Below are 17,262 nucleotides of genomic sequence, written 5' to 3'. Positions count from 1 at the left end.
GGTCAAAAATTTTTGGCGGCATCGAAGATGCCGCCGAAACTTTTTTATAACCAATTATTTAAGCTTTCAAAGCTTCAATTTCATCTCTCAGCTTCGCTGCCTTAATAAAGTCAAGATTTTTTGCCGCAGCTTCCATTTCTTTCTGTTTCTGGGCAATCATTTTATCAATATCTTCACTTGCATAGCTGGCCTTTGTTTCCGCAACCTTCTGAAGGATTTCTTTCTGAGTATATTTTTCATCCGGGAAATCTTTGCTTCTTCCGACAAGGTTTTCAGAAATCTTTTTATTCAAAGCTTTTGGCTGAAGTCCATGTTCTTCATTATACTTCATTTGCTTGGCACGGCGGTATTCCGTTTCATCCAGGGTTGCCTGCATAGATTTGGTGATCTTATCGGCGTACATAATCGCTTTCCCGTTCACATTCCTTGCAGCACGGCCTACCGTCTGGATCATTGATCTTCTGCTTCTCAGCATTCCTTCTTTATCTGCATCTAAAATAGCCACTAAAGAAACTTCCGGTAAATCTAATCCCTCTCTCAAGAGGTTTACTCCAATAAGCACGTCAAAAAGTCCTAAACGAAGGTCCTGCATAATCTGAATACGCTCCAGGGTCTCAACATCAGAATGGATATATCTTGTTCTGATTCCGAATTTGGTGAAGTATTTGGTAAGTTCCTCTGCCATTTTCTTCGTCAAAGTAGTCACCAGAACCCTTTCATCAGCATCAGCTCTCTTCTGTATTTCTTCCATGAGATCATCAATCTGATTTAAAGTAGGCCTTACCTCGATGATAGGATCAAGAAGTCCCGTAGGACGGATAATTTGTTCTATATAAGCTCCTCCGGTTTTCTCCAGTTCGTAATCGGCAGGTGTTGCAGAAACATAAATCACCTGGTTCTGCATAGCTTCGAATTCCTCAAACTTTAGAGGCCTGTTGTCCATTGCAGCAGGAAGTCTGAATCCGTATTCTACCAATGCTTCCTTACGGCTCCGGTCACCACCATACATGGCATGAACTTGTGGAACCGTTACGTGGCTTTCGTCAATCACCATCAGGAAATCTTTAGGGAAATAATCAATCAGGCAGAAAGGTCTGCTTCCCGGAAGACGCCCATCCAGATACCTGGAATAGTTTTCAATTCCGGAACAGTAGCCAAGCTCTTTAATCATCTCAAGATCCAGTTCGGTTCTTTCCTGAAGTCTTTTGGCCTCCAAAGGTTTCTCGATAGAATTAAAGAAGTCAACCTGCTTTACCATATCATCCTGAATCTCTCTGATAGCACCGTTTAAGGTTTCTTTTGAAGTTACAAAGAGATTGGCAGGGTAAATCTGAATCTGGTCAAAATTAGACTCTACATTTCCTGTTAAAGGATCAAAACTTTGAATCTTTTCAATTTCATCCCCAAAGAACTGGATTCTGATCGCATTGTCTGCATACGCCGGAAAAACATCAATGACATCCCCTTTTACACGGAATGTCCCCCTTTGGAATTCATTTAATGTTCTGGCATATAGAGCATTAACAAGTGAGTGGAGCAGAGCGGTTCTCGTTACCTTCTCACCAATAGCAATAGAAATCAATGATTTATGGAACTCCGTTGGATTTCCGATACCATAGATACATGAAACTGAGGCAACGATCAAAACATCCCTCCTTCCTGAAAGAAGGCTGGCCGTAGCAGAAAGACGCAATTTTTCAACCTCTTCATTAATGCTCAGATCTTTTTCAATATACGTTCCGGTAGTCGCAATATATGCTTCAGGCTGGTAATAATCATAATAACTCACAAAGTATTCCACCGCATTTTCCGGAAAGAATTCTTTAAACTCCATGAAGAGCTGTGCTGCCAGTGTTTTATTGTGTGCCAGAACTAATGTTGGACGCTGAACGTTTTGTATAACATTCGCAACAGTAAAGGTTTTTCCGGAGCCAGTTACTCCCAGAAGCGTCTGATATTTCTCACCGATCTCTATTCCTTCAGTAAGCTTCTCAATAGCCTGGGGCTGGTCTCCGGTAGGTTTATATTCCGATTGAAGTTTAAAATCCATACAACAAAAATACAAAAGAAATCATAAGGCTGTATAATGTTTTGAAGGTGAATATTTTGACAATAAAATTTTAACAGATTATCCTTGCAGTTTTGATTTTTTGAAGCTAAACAAAACAATTGAAAAAATAAAAAGTGCTAATTACTAGCACTTTGTTGTTATGGACGTGTAAAGGTCATTGTTGCTGGAACCTTTAATACTGAAGCAATGGCTTTTCCATCCTTCATTGCAGGCTTCCAGTTGGTTTCATTACTTATTTCAGTGACTGCTTTTAGAAGCTCCCTGTTAAGGATTTCGTTTTCTCCCGAAGTCGTTACCTCTGTTGTTTTGCCCATTTCATTGATATGAATATAGGCGGTAGATGTTATAGGTCCGTTATAGCTTCCTAAATTACTTACATCCACATTTCTGCTTATTTTGATTTTAAAGTCTTTATCCCCACCAGGATATTGCGCCGGAATTTCATTAGAAATCTGTTGAGTATTGATAGCTGTATTTGTGTTTTTACCTTCATCTGTTCTTGGAGCTATTGTATCCGAAACTTTTTTTAACTCCTCTTTTTTGAAATCCGTTATAGTGGATGCATGCCCTTCTTTTTTTGTTTTTTCATGATATGAAGGAGTAATTAAACTGGTTTGATAGGGTCTTTGATCTCCAATTTGGGTTGGCATTTCTGTTGTTTTTTCAGAAAAAAGAAAATGTTTGGGATTCTCAGCATATGTTCTTTCAGAGAATAAGGCTACTGCAGAAATTAAAGCAGTGATACCTGCTGTTTTTTTTAACAGACTAAATTTTGTTTTTTTTGTTTTCATCATAATAAATCTTTTTTTGGTGTTATTGAAATTAAATGAATGAGTCAAAGGTGGGTTTTGATGAATAAGAATTTCTTCAAGAATAAGATTCTGATATTCTCTGATGTCGTAATTGCTTTTCATAACAGCTTCATCTGCCAGAAATTCATGATTTGTGATTATAGCTTTGTTGTATAGTAAAAGAATGGGGTTGAACCAGCTGAAAATCCTTAAAGCATTCAAAACCAGCATGTCTAAACTGTGTTTTTGTTCAATATGGGTCTTTTCGTGGATGAAAATTCTTGGATCTATCCCGTTATTATTCATATAGCTTTCCCCCATATAAATTGTTTTCCAAAAACTGAAGGGTGAAAGATTTTCTTTTGTCAATAATATAGTATGGTTGTGGTAAACATGTTTCTTTCCGGATATTTTTTTGATTTTAAGAAAGGAAATAAGGCTTCTCAGCAACAGAAAAGATGTGATCAATATATAAATTCCCCACATCACATTCGTCAGGTTAAAACTTCCCTGCTCCTGCGGGATGACAGCGAGTTGTTGTGCAGTTTTTTCAATAATCAATTGAGGTGTTTTCCCGCTGTGATGGGTTGGCAGAGTAATGGTAACAAACGGAATTGCATATGAAAGCAATAATGAGCTTAGCAAATACATCCGGTTAAATCTGAGGACTCTTTCTTTTTCCAAAAACAGATAATAAACGGTGATGAAAATAGAAGAGCAAAGGATTATTTTTAAAACAATAGCAGTCATCTTTATTCTTTTATCTGTTCGTCAATAATGTCACGAAGCTCTTTCAGTTCCTTCTGGCTAAGTTTTGCATTGGAAGTAAAAAACGAGGCAAACTGTGTCACGGAGCTGTTAAAAAAACGGTCAATCATGGAAGTCATTTCTTCCTTGAAATATTCCCCTTTCTCTACTTTTGGATAGTATTCGCGGGAATTTCCATACAGTTTATAGCCAACCAGTTCTTTATTCTGCATTCTTTTAAGCAATGTAGCAATAGTTGATGGTGCAGGTTTTGGTTCTGGTGAAGCTTCCAGAATATCCTTCATGAAAACGGTTTTCTTTTCCCAAAGAATTTCCATAAGGACTTTTTCAGAATCTGTAAGTTTAATTTCTTTCATTCTACAATTTTGTAATTAGTTCTACAAATGTAGAATAAAAATTAATATACACAAACTTTATGGCATTATTTTTCCATTCATTTTTCTAACACCTAATCATAATGCTATGAAAGTCAATCAATTTTATGTCCCGGCAATAAGCCTTTTTCTTATTTTATCTTCATGTAAGGAAAATCATGCAAATGCCCAGAAAACCGGAAATGATGGCAGTGTAGAGACAGAAAATCCTAATTCTGACTATAAGCCGGCATTTCAGGGACAGACAAGAATTAAGGCTGTGAAGACAACAACAGCATATAACGTAGAAGTCTTGAATAAAGATCTGGGAAGACCCTGGGGAATTATCAATTTGCCTGACGGAAGGTTTCTCATTACTGACAAGAATGGACATATGAATGTTGTGTCAACAGACGGAAAACAAATTTTAAAAATAGAAGGCTTTCCAAAAGTAGATTCTAAAGGACAGGGCGGAATGCTGGATGTAGCTCTTGATCCCGATTTTAAAATCAATAATATAATTTACTTCAGCTTTTCTGAGCCGTTTGGAAAAGGAAACTTAACTTCTGTCGCCAAAGGAAAGCTGTCCCCAGATCTTAAAAATATTTCAGAAGTTAAAGTTATTTTCCGCGCAGAACCTTCCTATGATGGAGATAAACATTACGGAAGCCGTCTTGCTTTTGATAAAGATGGAAATTTATTTGTCAGTACAGGAGAAAGATCGGATAAAGTAACCAGGGCATATGCCCAGAAAACGGATAATTATCTTGGAAAAATTTTGAAAATTACAAAAGATGGTAAACCTGCACCCGGGAATCCTTTTATCGGAAAACAAGGCTATAAGCCCGAGATCTATGCTTATGGCGTCCGTAATCCGCAAGGGCTGGCAATTGATCCTGATGGAAATTTATGGGATGTTGAAATGGGACCAAGAGGAGGTGATGAAATCAATCTCATTAAGCCAGGTAAAAACTACGGCTGGGGAGATGTGACATATGGAATTGAATATTCCGGAGATAAGGTAGGCCGGGGAATTACACAAAGAGAAGGAACAGAACAGCCGGTTTATTATTGGGATCCGGTCATCTCTCCAAGCGGGGTTACTTTTTACACCGGAAATATTGATGAATGGAAAGGAAACCTCTTTATCGGATGTTTAAGCGGTGAACATATCGACAGAATTGTAATGAAAGATAATAAAGTCGTAGGAGAAGAACGCCTTCTGGCAGATCAGAAAGAGCGTTTCCGGGATGTATTGAATGGTATGGACGGAAATCTGTATGCCGTAACAGACAGTGGTAAGCTTTATAAAATTTCCAAAAAATAGAAAAAAGCCTACAGAGATTTTCTGTAGGCTTTGTAAGGAAGCTGAAGGCTGGAAGTTATAGTGGTTTAATATGAATTTCTCCCTGATGTAACTTCCATTTTCCATCATCTGGCATCCCTCATATTCTTAAAACTTAAAATTAAGTCTGGCAAAAACCTGTCTTCCGGCAAATCCCATCTGTACAGGATCAAAAATACCTCCGGATTCTGTATTTCCGGTGGTCACCTGAGTCGTCTGTAAAGTAGGATATCGGTTGAATAGGTTTTTACTTCCCAGCGTCAGATTCAGATTTTTAGAAAATTCATAACCAAAAGAGAGGTCGGTTGTTACTTTTGCATTATAAACCTGTTCCGCATCATCATAGCCGATCAGGGTTACCTTATCAAATCTTACCATCTGCAGATTCACATTAAATTTGTTGATTTTATAATTCAGGTTTAAATTAACTTTTGTCTTCGGTGCGGAAGCCAGGATAAAAGCCTTTTCTCTTTCGCTCAGATAAATATCTTCTTTCCCTGCCAGCTGTTCCGAAGTATTCACCTGGGTAATTTCCATATCGTTGTAGTTTCCGGCTAAAGTGGCGGTCAGTTTTCCGGAGCCTATATTTTCACTATAGCTCAAAATAAGGTCAACCCCCTTTGTACGGGTATCTATTGCATTGGAAAAGAACTGCACCTGGTCAATAAATGGATTCTCTGCCTGAACTTCTGTCGGCAAGTCTTCCTGTGCAAAATATCCGGTAAGAACGATCCTGTCTTTCACCTGAATATAATAACCATCTACTGTTGCTGTGAATTTTCCTGTATTAAAGGTGAATCCGGCGCTTCCATTCACAGATGTTTCCTGTTTCAGCTGAGGGATTCCAAGGCTGCTTGCCAGCTTGCTGTCATTAGAAGCGAGCTGAATGGTGACTAATTTACCACCTTGAAAGTTGGTGAACTGCTGGCTATAATACTTCTGTGCCAGAGAAGGGGCTCTGAACCCTGTAGAAATAGATCCACGGAATGCAAACTGCGGTGTAATCGCATATCTTGTAGCAAACTTACCATTCAGGGTACTTCCGAAATCATTATAGTTTTCAAATCTTCCGGCAACGCTTATCATCCAGTTTTTAGTCACATCCAGTTCGGTGTCTATATAAGCTGCAAAATTATTTCTGCTTTTGCCGATATCTGTTGAATACCCGGGAAATCCTTGCGATCCGCCAGGTCTTACACTGCCACTTAGAGGATTGGTAACAAGTAAATTTTCAGGAGTATCTGGTGTGACAGGATTTCCGTTCTTATCATACATCGTGTAGGAAGCTTCTTCACCTTTGATGATGTTAAATTTTTCATACCTGAATTCTGATCCGAAAGCAATGTTCAGGCCTTCCAGTACCTTAAATTGTTTCACGGCATTAAAACCGGTCGTATTCTGCAGCAACGAATGTCCTCCGGCATTAAAGCTTGTCGGTGATTTGATTCCCAAAGTAGCATTGATGGTATTGTCAATCTGATAGGTGAATCTGTTGTTGCCAAAAGCATTATAAAAATCCACATCCCAGTCTAAGACTTTAAATTTTAAACCATTATCAAAAGTAAAATCTGAAATGCTCGTATTTTCAATCGGGTTAAATCCTGAAGGGTATACTTCAGGGATATTTCCATCTGCATCTGCTGCTCTGGTCCACGCATAGGCTTTGGTGTTTCTATGCGAAAAGCCCTGACGGGAATAAAATTTCAATCCGTCTGATAAAGGAAGTTCAACATTGCCGAAAAAATAAATATTTTGAGCCTTGGCATCTCCGAAGCGCTGTCTGGGTGCCAGAGACGGTTTATTGTAGATGTCGGGATTAGCATTACGTATCGCATAATCTTTGTTGATAAATTCTGCAGTGAAATTTCCAAAACCGCCTTTTGAGCCTATTTTAGTTCCAAAATTCCCGCTGAAATCAAAAGTAGTTCCATCTACTTTGTGATCGGAGACAACATCATTGTTCCCGGGACTTTTAAAGAGGTTCATTCCATAGAATGCATTTCCTTCAAAACCTTTGTCACGATCATTAAGGATCACGTTAATTACCCCTGCGATAGCATCTGATCCGTATTGGGCAGAAGCTCCGTCACGAAGAACCTCCACTCTTTTGATGGCGCCAATAGGAATGGTGTTCATGTCATATCCGGTGTTTCCTCTTCCCTTGGTCCCAAAAAGGTTAATCAGTGAAGACTGATGGTATCTTTTCCCATTTAGCAGAAGCAAGGTCTGATCGGGGCCTAGACCTCTTAAAGTGGCGGGATCTACAGCATCAGCACCGTCGGATCCTGATTGTTTGTTGGAGTTGAAAGAGGGGGCGGAAAACTGTAAAAGCTGGTTGACTTCCACCTGGCCGGTTGACTGGCTTACCTGTTTAATATCGATGATATCAATAGGAACAGGGGTATTAACAACTGTTCTTTTTTTATTCCGGCTTCCGGTAATGGCTACTTCGTCTATCTTTGATTCTTTTAAAGTATCCTTTATTTGCTGGGCGTAGGAAAGGGTAGAAGCCCCAAGGAAAATAATGCTGATGTATTTTATTTTCATATTGATAATTTTGAGTGGTGATTCAATCAAAATTATCAATATTTATTTTTAAATCAATATCAAAATTAAATATTTAGTATGAAAATCTCAATTTGCTATTGATTTGTGTTAATTTCGGTAAAATAATAACTTAATATTCAATTTTAATGAAAAATTTTAACATTAAAAGCTTGTAATGATTCTGTTAATTCCTTCTTCTAAAATTTCCCGTGAAGTGGAAAAGCAAATTCTGATATGTCCTTCCGCTCCTTTTCCAAACCATCTTTCTGAACCGGGCACTATTGCAACTTTTCCCTGCAGCAGAACATGCCGTGTAAATTCGTCACTGGTCATTCCGTTTTTGATCTTTGGAAATAGTACAAAAGTGGCTTCAGGGAGATTAGGCGTTACAATGTCGGATTGGCTTAACAGGGTAAATGCAAGATCTCTGTTGCTTTGTAAATGTGCTAAAAATTCTCTGTACCAGGGTTTTGCTTTCTCCAGGGCTACACTTGCTGCAATTTGTGATAAGGTAGAAACTCCTTCTATTGTTGAATTGAAATTGGATTTTTCAGTAAAATCTTCAAGAATGTCCTGGTCATTACATAATACAGCTCCAATTCTCAGGCCGGCAATTCCAAATGATTTTGAAAATCCATACACGGTAAAACTTTTTTTCTTCGCCTTTTCTGAAACAGAAGAATAGGTATAGAAATCTTTATTGCCGTAAACAATATCACTCCAGATTTCATCACTCATTACCCAAAGATCATGGGCAGAAGCAATCTCAGCTATTTTTATCAAGATTTCTTTAGAATAAACCTTCCCGAGTGGATTGTGCGGGTTGCATATACTGATCAGCCTGGTTTTGGAACTGATTAGAGAAACCAGTTTTTCAAAATCAATTTCACCGGATGTTGTATCAACAGGGCAGAGCACTACCTTTCCCCCGGCTGTTTCCACTGATTTTTTGAAAAGGAAATCTACCGGATCGAGAATAATTGCTTCATCGCCCGGTTTAAGAACATAAGATGCAATAAGAAACATTCCCTGGGCAGCACTGTTCACAGCCAGGACATTTTCAGGCGTAAAACGGCCGTGCTTTTCCTGATTGAAATGATCAGCTACGCTTTTCCTGAATTCCGGCAGTCCGGAAAATGGTCCGTAGCTGAGGTAGCCGTCTTTAAGGTATTCAATAATTCCCTGTTCTATTTCAGGTGCTGTCCTGAAGTCCGGATCAGCAGCTGTAAGGGGGATAATTCCATCTTCTAAGGTAGCCCATCTTCCGTTGTAGGCTTTTCTTTTCAGTGCTTCAAAATTGATATCGTTATGGGTAAACATATTTATTTATAGGATATAGGTAAAATATTTTCTGATTGTTGACGAAGAGGACGCAGGAACTGTTCTAACAGGATTCTTCCGTTATTGATATGGGTTTCAATTTCTGGTTTTCTTTCTGCCTCATATTTTTTGAAAGCTTTTTCTGTGTTTTCTTCTTCGGATAAATATTTAGTGAGAATGAAGGAGTCTTTTAATGCAGAAGTAACGCCTTGACTGGTAAAGGGGATCAGTGGATGTGCTGCATCCCCGATGAAAACAATATTGTCTTTATAAAACGGATTTAATTTTTCCAATTCATAAACACACCATAAATGCACATTTTTATAGTCTGATTTCTGTATAATGGAAGGAATCAAAGGATGCCAGTCTTCAAACACTTCAAGCATGTATTTCTTTAGGTTTTCTGCCGTACATGCGTTGATCATATATTTTTCGTTATCAAATTGTGAATACCACAGAATAGTGTCTCCCGAAAGCTTGAGGATCCCAAACGTCAGTCCGCCTTCCTCATGATGAAATTTTATGAAGTTATTCCCAACAGAATCTGCGATCTCTTTATTTTGTATAATATTGACCACTTCACTTTCTCTTACCACGCTCATTTTTTCACCTTTAAAAAGATCCCTTCTGATACGGCTTTTAGAACCATCAGAAATGACAGCAATGTCAGCATCAATATCGGTTCCGTCAGAAAGCTTTAGTTTTCCGGTCTGTTGATTATCAGGAATTATAGTTTCTTCATAAGTAATCTTTTCGGGAGAAATGTTTTGTGCCAGGAGATGTATTAATGAGTGTCTTGAAATGGCAAAAACATGATCCAGTTCCTTTTCTGCCAGGGTTTTTCCTGTACGGGAATACTGGGTATATTTTTTCAGAAAATTTCCATGTTTGAGAAGAATTTCAGGATCAATTATCTGATAAAGATAGTCCATCCCTTCTTTTGGAATGAGGAAGCCGTGCCCGGCCTGGTCTTTCATTTTTCTTCTTTCATAAATATGATAATCGATCTTGTGTTTTTCTAAGTAATTTGCCATGGTTAAGCCAGAGATACCGGCGCCCACGACAGCAATTTTCTTCATTCGGAATAACGGTTTTTTTCAGGTTGTTTTTTTAAGTATTTTGATCTGTTTTATAAGATGGATGCAAAATTAACTTAAAAACATTCACTATTTCAAAAAATGAATCAATTTGCTTTCGGTTTCCTTAAAAATAAAATAAAAAAGATGATGTAATTGCCGGTTATAAAAGTATATGATTGATTTATATTTATTTTCAATATTTGAATGGTTTTGAGTCTGCTGAATATGCAGTTCATTTCCGTAAAAAATTTAAAACATCAAAAAACCGGAACTTTTTCCGGTTTTTTGATTAAGCTTTTTCAAGCTGAACAGTAAAGTGTCTTAAGATTTCTGGTTCCCAGGTAATCCTGTATCCTTTTGCAATCTCTTCGCGTCTTTCATACACATTTCTGATTGCTGCAGCAATATAATCCATATGGTTATTGGTGTACGTTCTTCTTGGAATTGCCAGACGTACCAGTTCTAACTTCGGATAACGGTTTTCTCTTGTGGCAGGATCTCTGTCTGCCAATAGTGTTCCGATTTCTACCGTTCTGATCCCTGCTTCCTTATAAATTTCAAGTCCTAATGTCTGAGCCGGATATTCTTCGCGGGAAACATTCGGAAGGAAGTTTAAAGAATCAATAAATACCGCGTGTCCCCCGATTGGTTTCTGAACCGGGATTCCATATTCGATCAGTTTATTACCGAGATATTCAACCTGGGAGATTCTGCTTTCAAGGTAAGCAAACTCAGTAGCTTCGTCAAGACCTACGGCCAGTGCTGCCATATCTCTTCCGGCCATTCCTCCATAAGTAATAAAGCCTTCGTAAATAATGGTAAAGTTTGATGCCTTTCTGAAAACTTCTTCATTATTCAAAGCGATGAATCCGCCAATGTTTACCAGTCCGTCTTTTTTGGAACTCATTGTCATTCCGTCTCCGTAAGAGAAAATTTCCTTACAGATGTCTTTAATGCTTCTGTTTTCCTGTCCTGCTTCTCTTTTTTTGATGAAGTAAGCATTCTCTGCAAATCTTGCCGAATCAAAAAATACAGGAATTCCATATTGATCCGATAAAGCTTTTACTGCCTTCATGTTTTCCAAAGAAACTGGCTGGCCTCCCGATGAGTTACAGGTAATGGTAATCAAGCAGAAAGGAATGCTTTCTTTCGGGTGGCTTTTATAAACTTCTTCCAGTTTTTCAAGATTGATATTTCCTTTGAAAGGATGAAGGTTATTGATATCAAACGCTTCATCAATCGTACAGTCTATTGCGTGTGCCTTTCTGAATTCAATGTGGCCTTTTGTCGTGTCAAAGTGTGAGTTTCCCGGAACGACATCACCTTCTTTTACCAGCACTGAGAAAAGTACGTTTTCAGCTGCTCTTCCCTGGTGGGTTGGTAATAAATATTTGAATCCTGTGATCCTTTCAACGGTTTTCTGTAATTGTTCGAATGAACGTGATCCTGCGTAGCTTTCATCTCCGGTCATTAAAGCTGCCCATTGTTTATCGGACATCGCTCCGGTTCCGGAATCGGTAAGCAGGTCAATATAAACCTGAGAAGATCTTAAATTGAAAAGGTTGTAATTAGCTTCTTTAAGCCACTGTTCTCTTTCTTCTCTGGTAGACTGGTAGATTTCCTCCACCATTTTGATGCGGAAAGGTTCCGCGTACGGTAAATTCATGAGTTAATATGTTTTAAATTGTTTGTAAAGAAAATGTTCTTGAAAATAATTTTTCAAATTTCATCAAAGTATATATAAGGCGGAAGAGATTTATTCCGGAGCCTTAAATATATTTTCATCAGAATGGAATCCGGCTACACCACCGCTCACTGCGAACTTCATGGCAGAAGCAGCCGTCATTCCTACTACAGGTTTGATGTTTTTTTCTTCAGTAACAATTACCCAGCCCGAGATGGCATACGAGTGGGGAAGATATACCGCAACGTAATTATGCTTGTCAACGTCTGACATTTCTTTTTGAGTTAAAAAACCGATTCTCCAGATTTCCGGATTTTCATTGGTCTTTACCCATACAGGATCGTTGAATTTTTTCTTGTCACCTACAAATGAAGACATGACGTCTTTCGTAGGAGTGTAAATGTGTTTTATTCCCGGAGTCTTCTCCAGTAAGCTGTCCATGGTGTCGAAAAAGAATCTCCCAACCACGAATTTATTTCCTAAATATCCCAGAATAGCAGTAAACAGTATAATAGATACGAAAACAAGCCCCGGCACCTGCTTGGCAAGTGAAGGAATCAGATTGTCAATGGCGCTTACAATATACCAGATGACAAAAATGGTAAGCCCGATAGGACCAATAATTACTAATCCCTGAAAAAAATTCTTCAGGAAAAGATTGGCAATATTTTCAAAGCTTGGCTTCTTCAATGGATACTCTTTACTGTTTGTATTTTAACCGTGAATGGTTTCTTTGTTTCCGTAGGATTTAATAATGCCGGCTTCATACTCCAGCCATTCTTCCCAGCGCTGGTTTACTTTCTCAGGATTACCGAGCTGTCTTGCAAATCCGATAAAAGTAGTATAGTGATTGGCCTCGGAAATCATTAATTCCCTGTAAAAAACTTTAAGCTCTTCATCTTTGATATTTTCCGTAAGAACTTTGAATCTTTCACAGCTTCTGGCTTCAATCATAGCGGCGAACAGCATTTTATCTACGATGAGGTTTTCTCTGCTTCCCTGAACGATAAATTTTGCCAGTTCATTCACATAATCATCTTTTCTGGCTCTTCCAAAAGTATAGCCTCTCTTTTTGATGATCTCGTGTACCTGATTGAAATGGTCCAGCTCTTCCTGTGCAATGGCAAGAAGTTCTGTTACAATCTCAGGGTATTCGGGAAGCATCGTGATCAGTCCAATAGCATTGGTAGCTGCTTTTTGCTCGCACCAGGCATGATCTGTTAAAATTTCTTCAATGTTTCCTTCTGCAATATTTGCCCACCTTGGGTCGGTAGGTAGTTTCAACTTAAACATGTTGTAAATTTTTTGTAAATTTAAACAAATTGAGGTAAGAAATGTGACTTTATTTCAATTTGATCATTAAAGTCTTAAGAGGCAGTCTTCCTTCTTAGGAATTCCAAAATATTCCAGCCTAAGGCATCAACCTTTTTCAGCCCCGCAGAAATTATAAAAGCTAAAATGATATTAATGATATAGATAATGAGCATCAAAATCCACCAGGGCATATTTTCTTTTAATGGAACCACCATAAAGTAGACCAGTGAAGAGCTTATTCCCTGTGCAAAATAGAAGAATATGGCATTCCTGCCGATATAAGTGATGAAATTTTCTTTTGTGATCTTTAACCGGTTATAGAGAACAAATAATGTCACCAGAGAGAATAATGCCCAGATAATATACGGGATTTTTGGAGGGAATTTATTTTTGTTGATTTTGTAGAAAATATCTTCTCCATAGTACCAGAACATCCATACAAGAGCAGCTCCAACGAGTGCATATAAGACAGGAATTACTGTGGCAGGAATCCTTTTTCCTCGCATTTTGTTCCCCATTAAAAATACGGCAAGATAAAAAGCAACATATCCCACCTGTCCTGTTGGATAATATTCCGGGAAAATGTTGAATAATAAGGTTAAAGCAATGCAAAGTCCGATAAACCAGTTGATGTGTTTCGGAAAAAACCTTAAGATCAGAACTCCGAAAACGGTTAAAATAAAATACACTTTAAGGTACCAGAAACTTCCCATGACAACCGGAAAGGTATCAGCATTGGCATACTGATGAAGATACCAGTTTCCAAGGTTTTCCCAGTGAGGAACCGCTGAAATGCTGGTAGTGGAATATTTGGAACCGAATGTGGAATAAAAGTTCTGGAGCCATTCCATAGAAAAGAAACTCAGCCCGAAAACTTTAAACAAGTAATCTAAAAAGAATAGGAAAGTCACAAATATCATATATGTGATCTGCAGTTTCAACAGTCGGTACAATGTTTTTTCAATATTGGCACCTGAAGTAATGCCGCTCAGTGCATAAAAAAGAGCGACGTCAAAAACAAGGGAAAAAACTCTTACTTCTGCAGGAATATAAAACTGTCCAGACCAGAAAGCTGTATGGATAAATATGATGGAAAGTGTTGCCAGTCCTTTGGCGAAATCAATATATAGATCTCTGTTCATTTTAGGTGGGTTGGAAGTTCTTTTGTTGTGGCTCAAAAATACAAACAAATTGACTGTTTAAAACATAAAAGATTTTTTAAAACAAAAAAGGGGCGGAACATACTGCCCGCCTCCTTTCTTAAATATGCTAAAAATGAATGTTCTTGTTTATTGAAGATGTTTAAATTCTTCTGCAGAAATTTCTCCTGACTGAATTTTTCTCAGCTCATCTATATATTGACTCATATAAGCATCGATTTCAGGATTTACTGTGTTTTTAGCCATCTTATACGTACCGTTCAAAACTCCCTGATAGTAATAGAAGAAGTTATAATCGAAATTGGAAGCATTAAGATCGTATTGGCCTAAAAGGAATCCTAAACGAACTGCTGATCTTCTCTGTGCCGGTGTTCCGTGATGGTTGACACTGGTCGTCTGATAGTCGCCAATGCTCTGGGCAAACTCATAAGCTGCTGCAATTTCCGGGAAGCTGGTTTTATTGTAACCATTAGGTCTTCTCAGATAATATCCTGCAAAGCCATCTGCTTCAAGCTCATTCGGTCTGTATGTTGACTCTGATACAGAAGGAAGATTGAAGATGTACTGCAGCTGATGTCCATATTCATGGGCAAGGATCATTGCGTTTACAATATCGCCACCTTTTGATTTTGCATCATAATAGATAGCGTATCCGTAATAGATCTTTCCTGTAGAATAGGAAATAGCATTGTACGTGGAGTTGAAATTGGAAGGGTCATTTACAAATCGCAGTGTAGGAGCGGTTCTTCCCCACATGCCTGCAATTTTAGTCATCTGACCATTCATAAAATTGGTGTCTGTGGAGTTTTGAAGTCCTGTCAGTAAAACAGAACTGGAGCTCCAGTTGTTATCAACGTAAGAGCATCCTTTTTCAGTATTTCCCGGTTGCTCAATTTTTGCACTAAGTGCTTCTTGCTGAGGTTGAACATTGCTGTCCATTTGGTCATCACTACATGCCGTCAATGAAGTGACAGCAATGGCACCTGCTAATAAGCAGAGATTAAAGTTTCTTTTCATATATAAATTCAATTTGGTGAAACGAAGGTAATAAATTATCTCTTAATTGTGAGTACTTTATTGTAAAAAATTATTCAAAACATAGTGAATAGGATTTTAATTAAAAAAACATTGCTTTGATTGTAAGCTATTTAGAAATTTATATGTATATTTGCACCTCGAAATAACTAAAAATTTATAAACAATGTTTGCAATTGTAGAAATAGCAGGGCTTCAATACAAAGTTGAGCAAGACCAGAAGTTGTTTGTAAACCGTTTAAAAGGAGATAAAGGAGGAAAGGTTTCTTTCGATAAAGTTCTTCTTACTGTAAACGGTGCAATCACTGTAGGCGCCCCAGCTGTAAACGGAATCACTGTTGAAGCAGAGATCCTTGACCACGTAAAAGCTGATAAAGTAATCGTTTTCAAAAAGAAAAGAAGAAAAGGTTACAAAGTGAAAAACGGTCACAGACAATCTTTAACTCAAATCGTAATCACTGGTATTACAGGATTTGAAGGTGGAGCTAAAAAAGCTGCTGCTAAAAAAGAAACTGTGAAAGGTGAAGTTCTTTCTGACAACGCAACTGTTAACTTTGGTGAAGATCACGAGTTGAACTATCATTTAAAGAAAAACAACTTGTCTCAGTCTAAAGAGAACAGAGAAACTTTAATTACTTTAGGTAAAGCAGTTAAAGTTGAATTAGAAAAGAATGTTCTTACTCATGAAGAAGTAGATGCTGCTATCATTAAGAACATTGATCAATTTAAAGCACTTAATAAATAATCCAGTAATAAAATGGCACACAAGAAAGGAGTCGGTAGTTCCAAGAACGGTAGAGAGTCTCACTCTAAAAGATTAGGTGTGAAGATTTTCGGAGGACAAGAAGCTATTGCCGGAAATATTATTGTTAGACAAAGAGGTACTCAGCACCACCCAGGTGATAACGTGGGAATCGGTAAAGATCACACTTTGTTTGCATTAGTAGATGGTAAAGTAGTTTTCAGAAAGAAAGCAAACAACAGATCTTTCGTATCTGTAGAGCCAAACGCATAATTTTGTAAGCGTTTTATAAAAATTAAAACCTCAGTTTTTACTGAGGTTTTTTTTGTTTACGGATTGCTATAGTATTCATTTACCCGTGAAATATTTTTATATTTGTTCACTGCCAAATTTGCCAGACAGTTGAGCTGGCCGAAAAGCATCAAGAGTAGGCAACATTAAAACCAATAGCTATGAAAAATGTAAAGAAATTAACCAGAAAAAATTTAAAAGAAATTACCGGCGGGGTAGCTGCCAATTGCCCTTCCATGTTTCAGTCATGCGAAGAATGGTGCAGCTGGACTCCATGGCAGAAATCACACTGTATTTTGTCTGAGCCATGTACAGAGTGTTTTGAATAATATCAATAGATTTACCTTTTGAGATTTTAGTAGAGCTGAGCCATGGGTGGTTCAGTTTTTTATTTAGTTAAAAATACTTAAATAATATCCTGTGTAAGTGAAATGTTTATATATTTATCCGACTTCAAATGAAAAGAACTAAGCGGAAGCCGAAAAGCATCAAGAGTAGGCAATAAATAAAACTAAGCAATCATGAAAAATTTAAGAAAATTAACGAAAAAAAGTCTGAGAAGTATTAACGGAGGTGAGGTATGGTGTCCGGCAAAGCCTATTACATCATGTAGTGTATGGTGCGGACTTACAAATGAGCAGAAAATGCGATGCCTGCTCGATGTAGAAGGTTGTGAGTGCTTTTAATAACCTCTGCATTATATAGTATAAGGCAAATAAAGTTTCGGGGGGGGTTTTTGAGCCGCCGGCACCGCTTTTCTCT

16 protein-coding genes are annotated in these 17,262 nt (G+C 37.9%); 5 read left to right on the top strand and 11 right to left on the bottom strand.

The features are described from left to right. Window positions 1-58: 58 nt before the first annotated feature. The 3 genes from uvrB to ACR1PO_RS22340 all read right to left on the bottom strand — a co-directional run bounded on the left by uvrB (window position 59) and on the right by ACR1PO_RS22340 (window position 3,986). Window positions 59-2,050 (bottom strand): excinuclease ABC subunit UvrB, encoded by a 1,992-nt coding sequence (uvrB, locus tag ACR1PO_RS22350; RefSeq protein ID WP_002984065.1) that lies wholly within the window; start codon window positions 2,048-2,050, stop codon window positions 59-61. 158 nt (window positions 2,051-2,208) lie between these two features. After that, the gene (locus tag ACR1PO_RS22345; protein WP_433988222.1) at window positions 2,209-3,612 is read right to left on the bottom strand and encodes a M56 family metallopeptidase; all 1,404 of its coding nucleotides are present in this window, start codon (window positions 3,610-3,612) and stop codon (window positions 2,209-2,211) included. A 2-nt stretch (window positions 3,613-3,614) separates the two neighbouring features. Further along, window positions 3,615-3,986 carry a BlaI/MecI/CopY family transcriptional regulator gene (locus ACR1PO_RS22340; RefSeq protein WP_291902566.1) on the bottom strand — a complete coding sequence of 124 codons (372 nt, stop codon included), beginning with the start codon at window positions 3,984-3,986 and terminating at the stop codon, window positions 3,615-3,617. 106 nt (window positions 3,987-4,092) lie between these two features. Here ACR1PO_RS22340 and ACR1PO_RS22335 point away from each other — a divergent pair, with 106 nt between their 5' ends. Further along, entirely contained in the window at window positions 4,093-5,310 is a 1,218-nt protein-coding gene (locus ACR1PO_RS22335; protein ID WP_433988221.1) for a PQQ-dependent sugar dehydrogenase, read from the top strand. Between the two features lie 126 nt (window positions 5,311-5,436). On the opposite strand, the gene ACR1PO_RS22330 is transcribed toward ACR1PO_RS22335, so the two are convergent. From ACR1PO_RS22330 to ACR1PO_RS22295, 8 genes are all read right to left on the bottom strand, one after another. Beyond that, window positions 5,437-7,875: a TonB-dependent receptor plug domain-containing protein gene (locus ACR1PO_RS22330; RefSeq protein WP_433988220.1), complete on the bottom strand. Its 2,439-nt coding sequence runs from the start codon at window positions 7,873-7,875 to the stop codon at window positions 5,437-5,439. Window positions 7,876-8,037: 162 nt separating this feature from the next. Beyond that, window positions 8,038-9,195: a pyridoxal phosphate-dependent aminotransferase gene (locus ACR1PO_RS22325; RefSeq protein ID WP_433988219.1), complete on the bottom strand. Its 1,158-nt coding sequence runs from the start codon at window positions 9,193-9,195 to the stop codon at window positions 8,038-8,040. A gap of 2 nt (window positions 9,196-9,197) precedes the next feature. After that, the gene (locus tag ACR1PO_RS22320; protein ID WP_433988218.1) at window positions 9,198-10,274 is read right to left on the bottom strand and encodes an FAD-dependent monooxygenase; all 1,077 of its coding nucleotides are present in this window, start codon (window positions 10,272-10,274) and stop codon (window positions 9,198-9,200) included. Between the two features lie 289 nt (window positions 10,275-10,563). Beyond that, on the bottom strand, window positions 10,564-11,940 hold the full coding sequence (gene tnaA, locus ACR1PO_RS22315; protein ID WP_433988217.1) for a tryptophanase TnaA: 1,377 nt from the start codon (window positions 11,938-11,940) through the stop codon (window positions 10,564-10,566). A 90-nt stretch (window positions 11,941-12,030) separates the two neighbouring features. Next, window positions 12,031-12,648, bottom strand: a complete 618-nt coding sequence (locus ACR1PO_RS22310) for a DUF502 domain-containing protein (protein ID WP_433988216.1) — start codon at window positions 12,646-12,648, stop codon at window positions 12,031-12,033. Between the two features lie 24 nt (window positions 12,649-12,672). After that, window positions 12,673-13,251: a MiaE family protein gene (locus ACR1PO_RS22305; protein WP_433988215.1), complete on the bottom strand. Its 579-nt coding sequence runs from the start codon at window positions 13,249-13,251 to the stop codon at window positions 12,673-12,675. A 74-nt stretch (window positions 13,252-13,325) separates the two neighbouring features. Beyond that, a complete protein-coding gene (locus ACR1PO_RS22300) occupies window positions 13,326-14,414 on the bottom strand; it encodes an acyltransferase family protein (RefSeq protein ID WP_433988214.1) in 1,089 nt (362 codons plus the stop codon). 147 nt (window positions 14,415-14,561) lie between these two features. Next, a complete protein-coding gene (locus ACR1PO_RS22295; protein ID WP_433988213.1) occupies window positions 14,562-15,449 on the bottom strand; it encodes a neutral zinc metallopeptidase in 888 nt (295 codons plus the stop codon). A gap of 184 nt (window positions 15,450-15,633) precedes the next feature. On the opposite strand from ACR1PO_RS22295, the gene rplU reads away from it, so the two are divergent. The 4 genes from rplU to ACR1PO_RS22275 all read left to right on the top strand — a co-directional run bounded on the left by rplU (window position 15,634) and on the right by ACR1PO_RS22275 (window position 17,186). After that, window positions 15,634-16,212 carry a 50S ribosomal protein L21 gene (gene rplU, locus ACR1PO_RS22290; RefSeq protein WP_110011737.1) on the top strand — a complete coding sequence of 193 codons (579 nt, stop codon included), beginning with the start codon at window positions 15,634-15,636 and terminating at the stop codon, window positions 16,210-16,212. Window positions 16,213-16,224: 12 nt separating this feature from the next. Then, entirely contained in the window at window positions 16,225-16,482 is a 258-nt protein-coding gene (gene rpmA, locus ACR1PO_RS22285) for a 50S ribosomal protein L27 (RefSeq protein WP_002984034.1), read from the top strand. A 179-nt stretch (window positions 16,483-16,661) separates the two neighbouring features. Next, on the top strand, window positions 16,662-16,829 hold the full coding sequence (locus ACR1PO_RS22280; RefSeq protein ID WP_332388883.1) for a bacteriocin-like protein: 168 nt from the start codon (window positions 16,662-16,664) through the stop codon (window positions 16,827-16,829). 192 nt (window positions 16,830-17,021) lie between these two features. Beyond that, window positions 17,022-17,186, top strand: coding sequence for a bacteriocin-like protein (locus tag ACR1PO_RS22275; protein ID WP_164720338.1), 165 nt, complete (start codon window positions 17,022-17,024; stop codon window positions 17,184-17,186). Window positions 17,187-17,262: the final 76 nt, after the last annotated feature.

This window comes from Chryseobacterium amylolyticum (assembly GCF_051011775.1).
Lineage (GTDB): Bacteria > Bacteroidota > Bacteroidia > Flavobacteriales > Weeksellaceae > Chryseobacterium.
The sequence above is the reverse complement of the archived record's forward strand: the minus strand, read 5'-3'. Positions and strand labels throughout refer to the sequence as shown.

What these genes read in the sequence shown, in the direction of transcription:
- ACR1PO_RS22345 (WP_433988222.1), bottom strand. Translation starts at nt 3,612, where the DNA reads ATGACTGCTATTGTTTTAAAAATAATCCTTTGCTCTTCTATTTTCATC.
- ACR1PO_RS22340 (WP_291902566.1), bottom strand. Translation starts at nt 3,986, where the DNA reads ATGAAAGAAATTAAACTTACAGATTCTGAAAAAGTCCTTATGGAAATT.
- ACR1PO_RS22295 (WP_433988213.1), bottom strand. Translation starts at nt 15,449, where the DNA reads ATGAAAAGAAACTTTAATCTCTGCTTATTAGCAGGTGCCATTGCTGTC.
- tnaA (WP_433988217.1), bottom strand. Translation starts at nt 11,940, where the DNA reads ATGAATTTACCGTACGCGGAACCTTTCCGCATCAAAATGGTGGAGGAA.
- ACR1PO_RS22330 (WP_433988220.1), bottom strand. Translation starts at nt 7,875, where the DNA reads ATGAAAATAAAATACATCAGCATTATTTTCCTTGGGGCTTCTACCCTT.
- ACR1PO_RS22320 (WP_433988218.1), bottom strand. Translation starts at nt 10,274, where the DNA reads ATGAAGAAAATTGCTGTCGTGGGCGCCGGTATCTCTGGCTTAACCATG.
- ACR1PO_RS22305 (WP_433988215.1), bottom strand. Translation starts at nt 13,251, where the DNA reads ATGTTTAAGTTGAAACTACCTACCGACCCAAGGTGGGCAAATATTGCA.
- ACR1PO_RS22300 (WP_433988214.1), bottom strand. Translation starts at nt 14,414, where the DNA reads ATGAACAGAGATCTATATATTGATTTCGCCAAAGGACTGGCAACACTT.
- rplU (WP_110011737.1), top strand. Translation starts at nt 15,634, where the DNA reads ATGTTTGCAATTGTAGAAATAGCAGGGCTTCAATACAAAGTTGAGCAA.
- ACR1PO_RS22325 (WP_433988219.1), bottom strand. Translation starts at nt 9,195, where the DNA reads ATGTTTACCCATAACGATATCAATTTTGAAGCACTGAAAAGAAAAGCC.
- ACR1PO_RS22280 (WP_332388883.1), top strand. Translation starts at nt 16,662, where the DNA reads ATGAAAAATGTAAAGAAATTAACCAGAAAAAATTTAAAAGAAATTACC.
- ACR1PO_RS22335 (WP_433988221.1), top strand. Translation starts at nt 4,093, where the DNA reads ATGAAAGTCAATCAATTTTATGTCCCGGCAATAAGCCTTTTTCTTATT.
- uvrB (WP_002984065.1), bottom strand. Translation starts at nt 2,050, where the DNA reads ATGGATTTTAAACTTCAATCGGAATATAAACCTACCGGAGACCAGCCC.
- ACR1PO_RS22275 (WP_164720338.1), top strand. Translation starts at nt 17,022, where the DNA reads ATGAAAAATTTAAGAAAATTAACGAAAAAAAGTCTGAGAAGTATTAAC.
- rpmA (WP_002984034.1), top strand. Translation starts at nt 16,225, where the DNA reads ATGGCACACAAGAAAGGAGTCGGTAGTTCCAAGAACGGTAGAGAGTCT.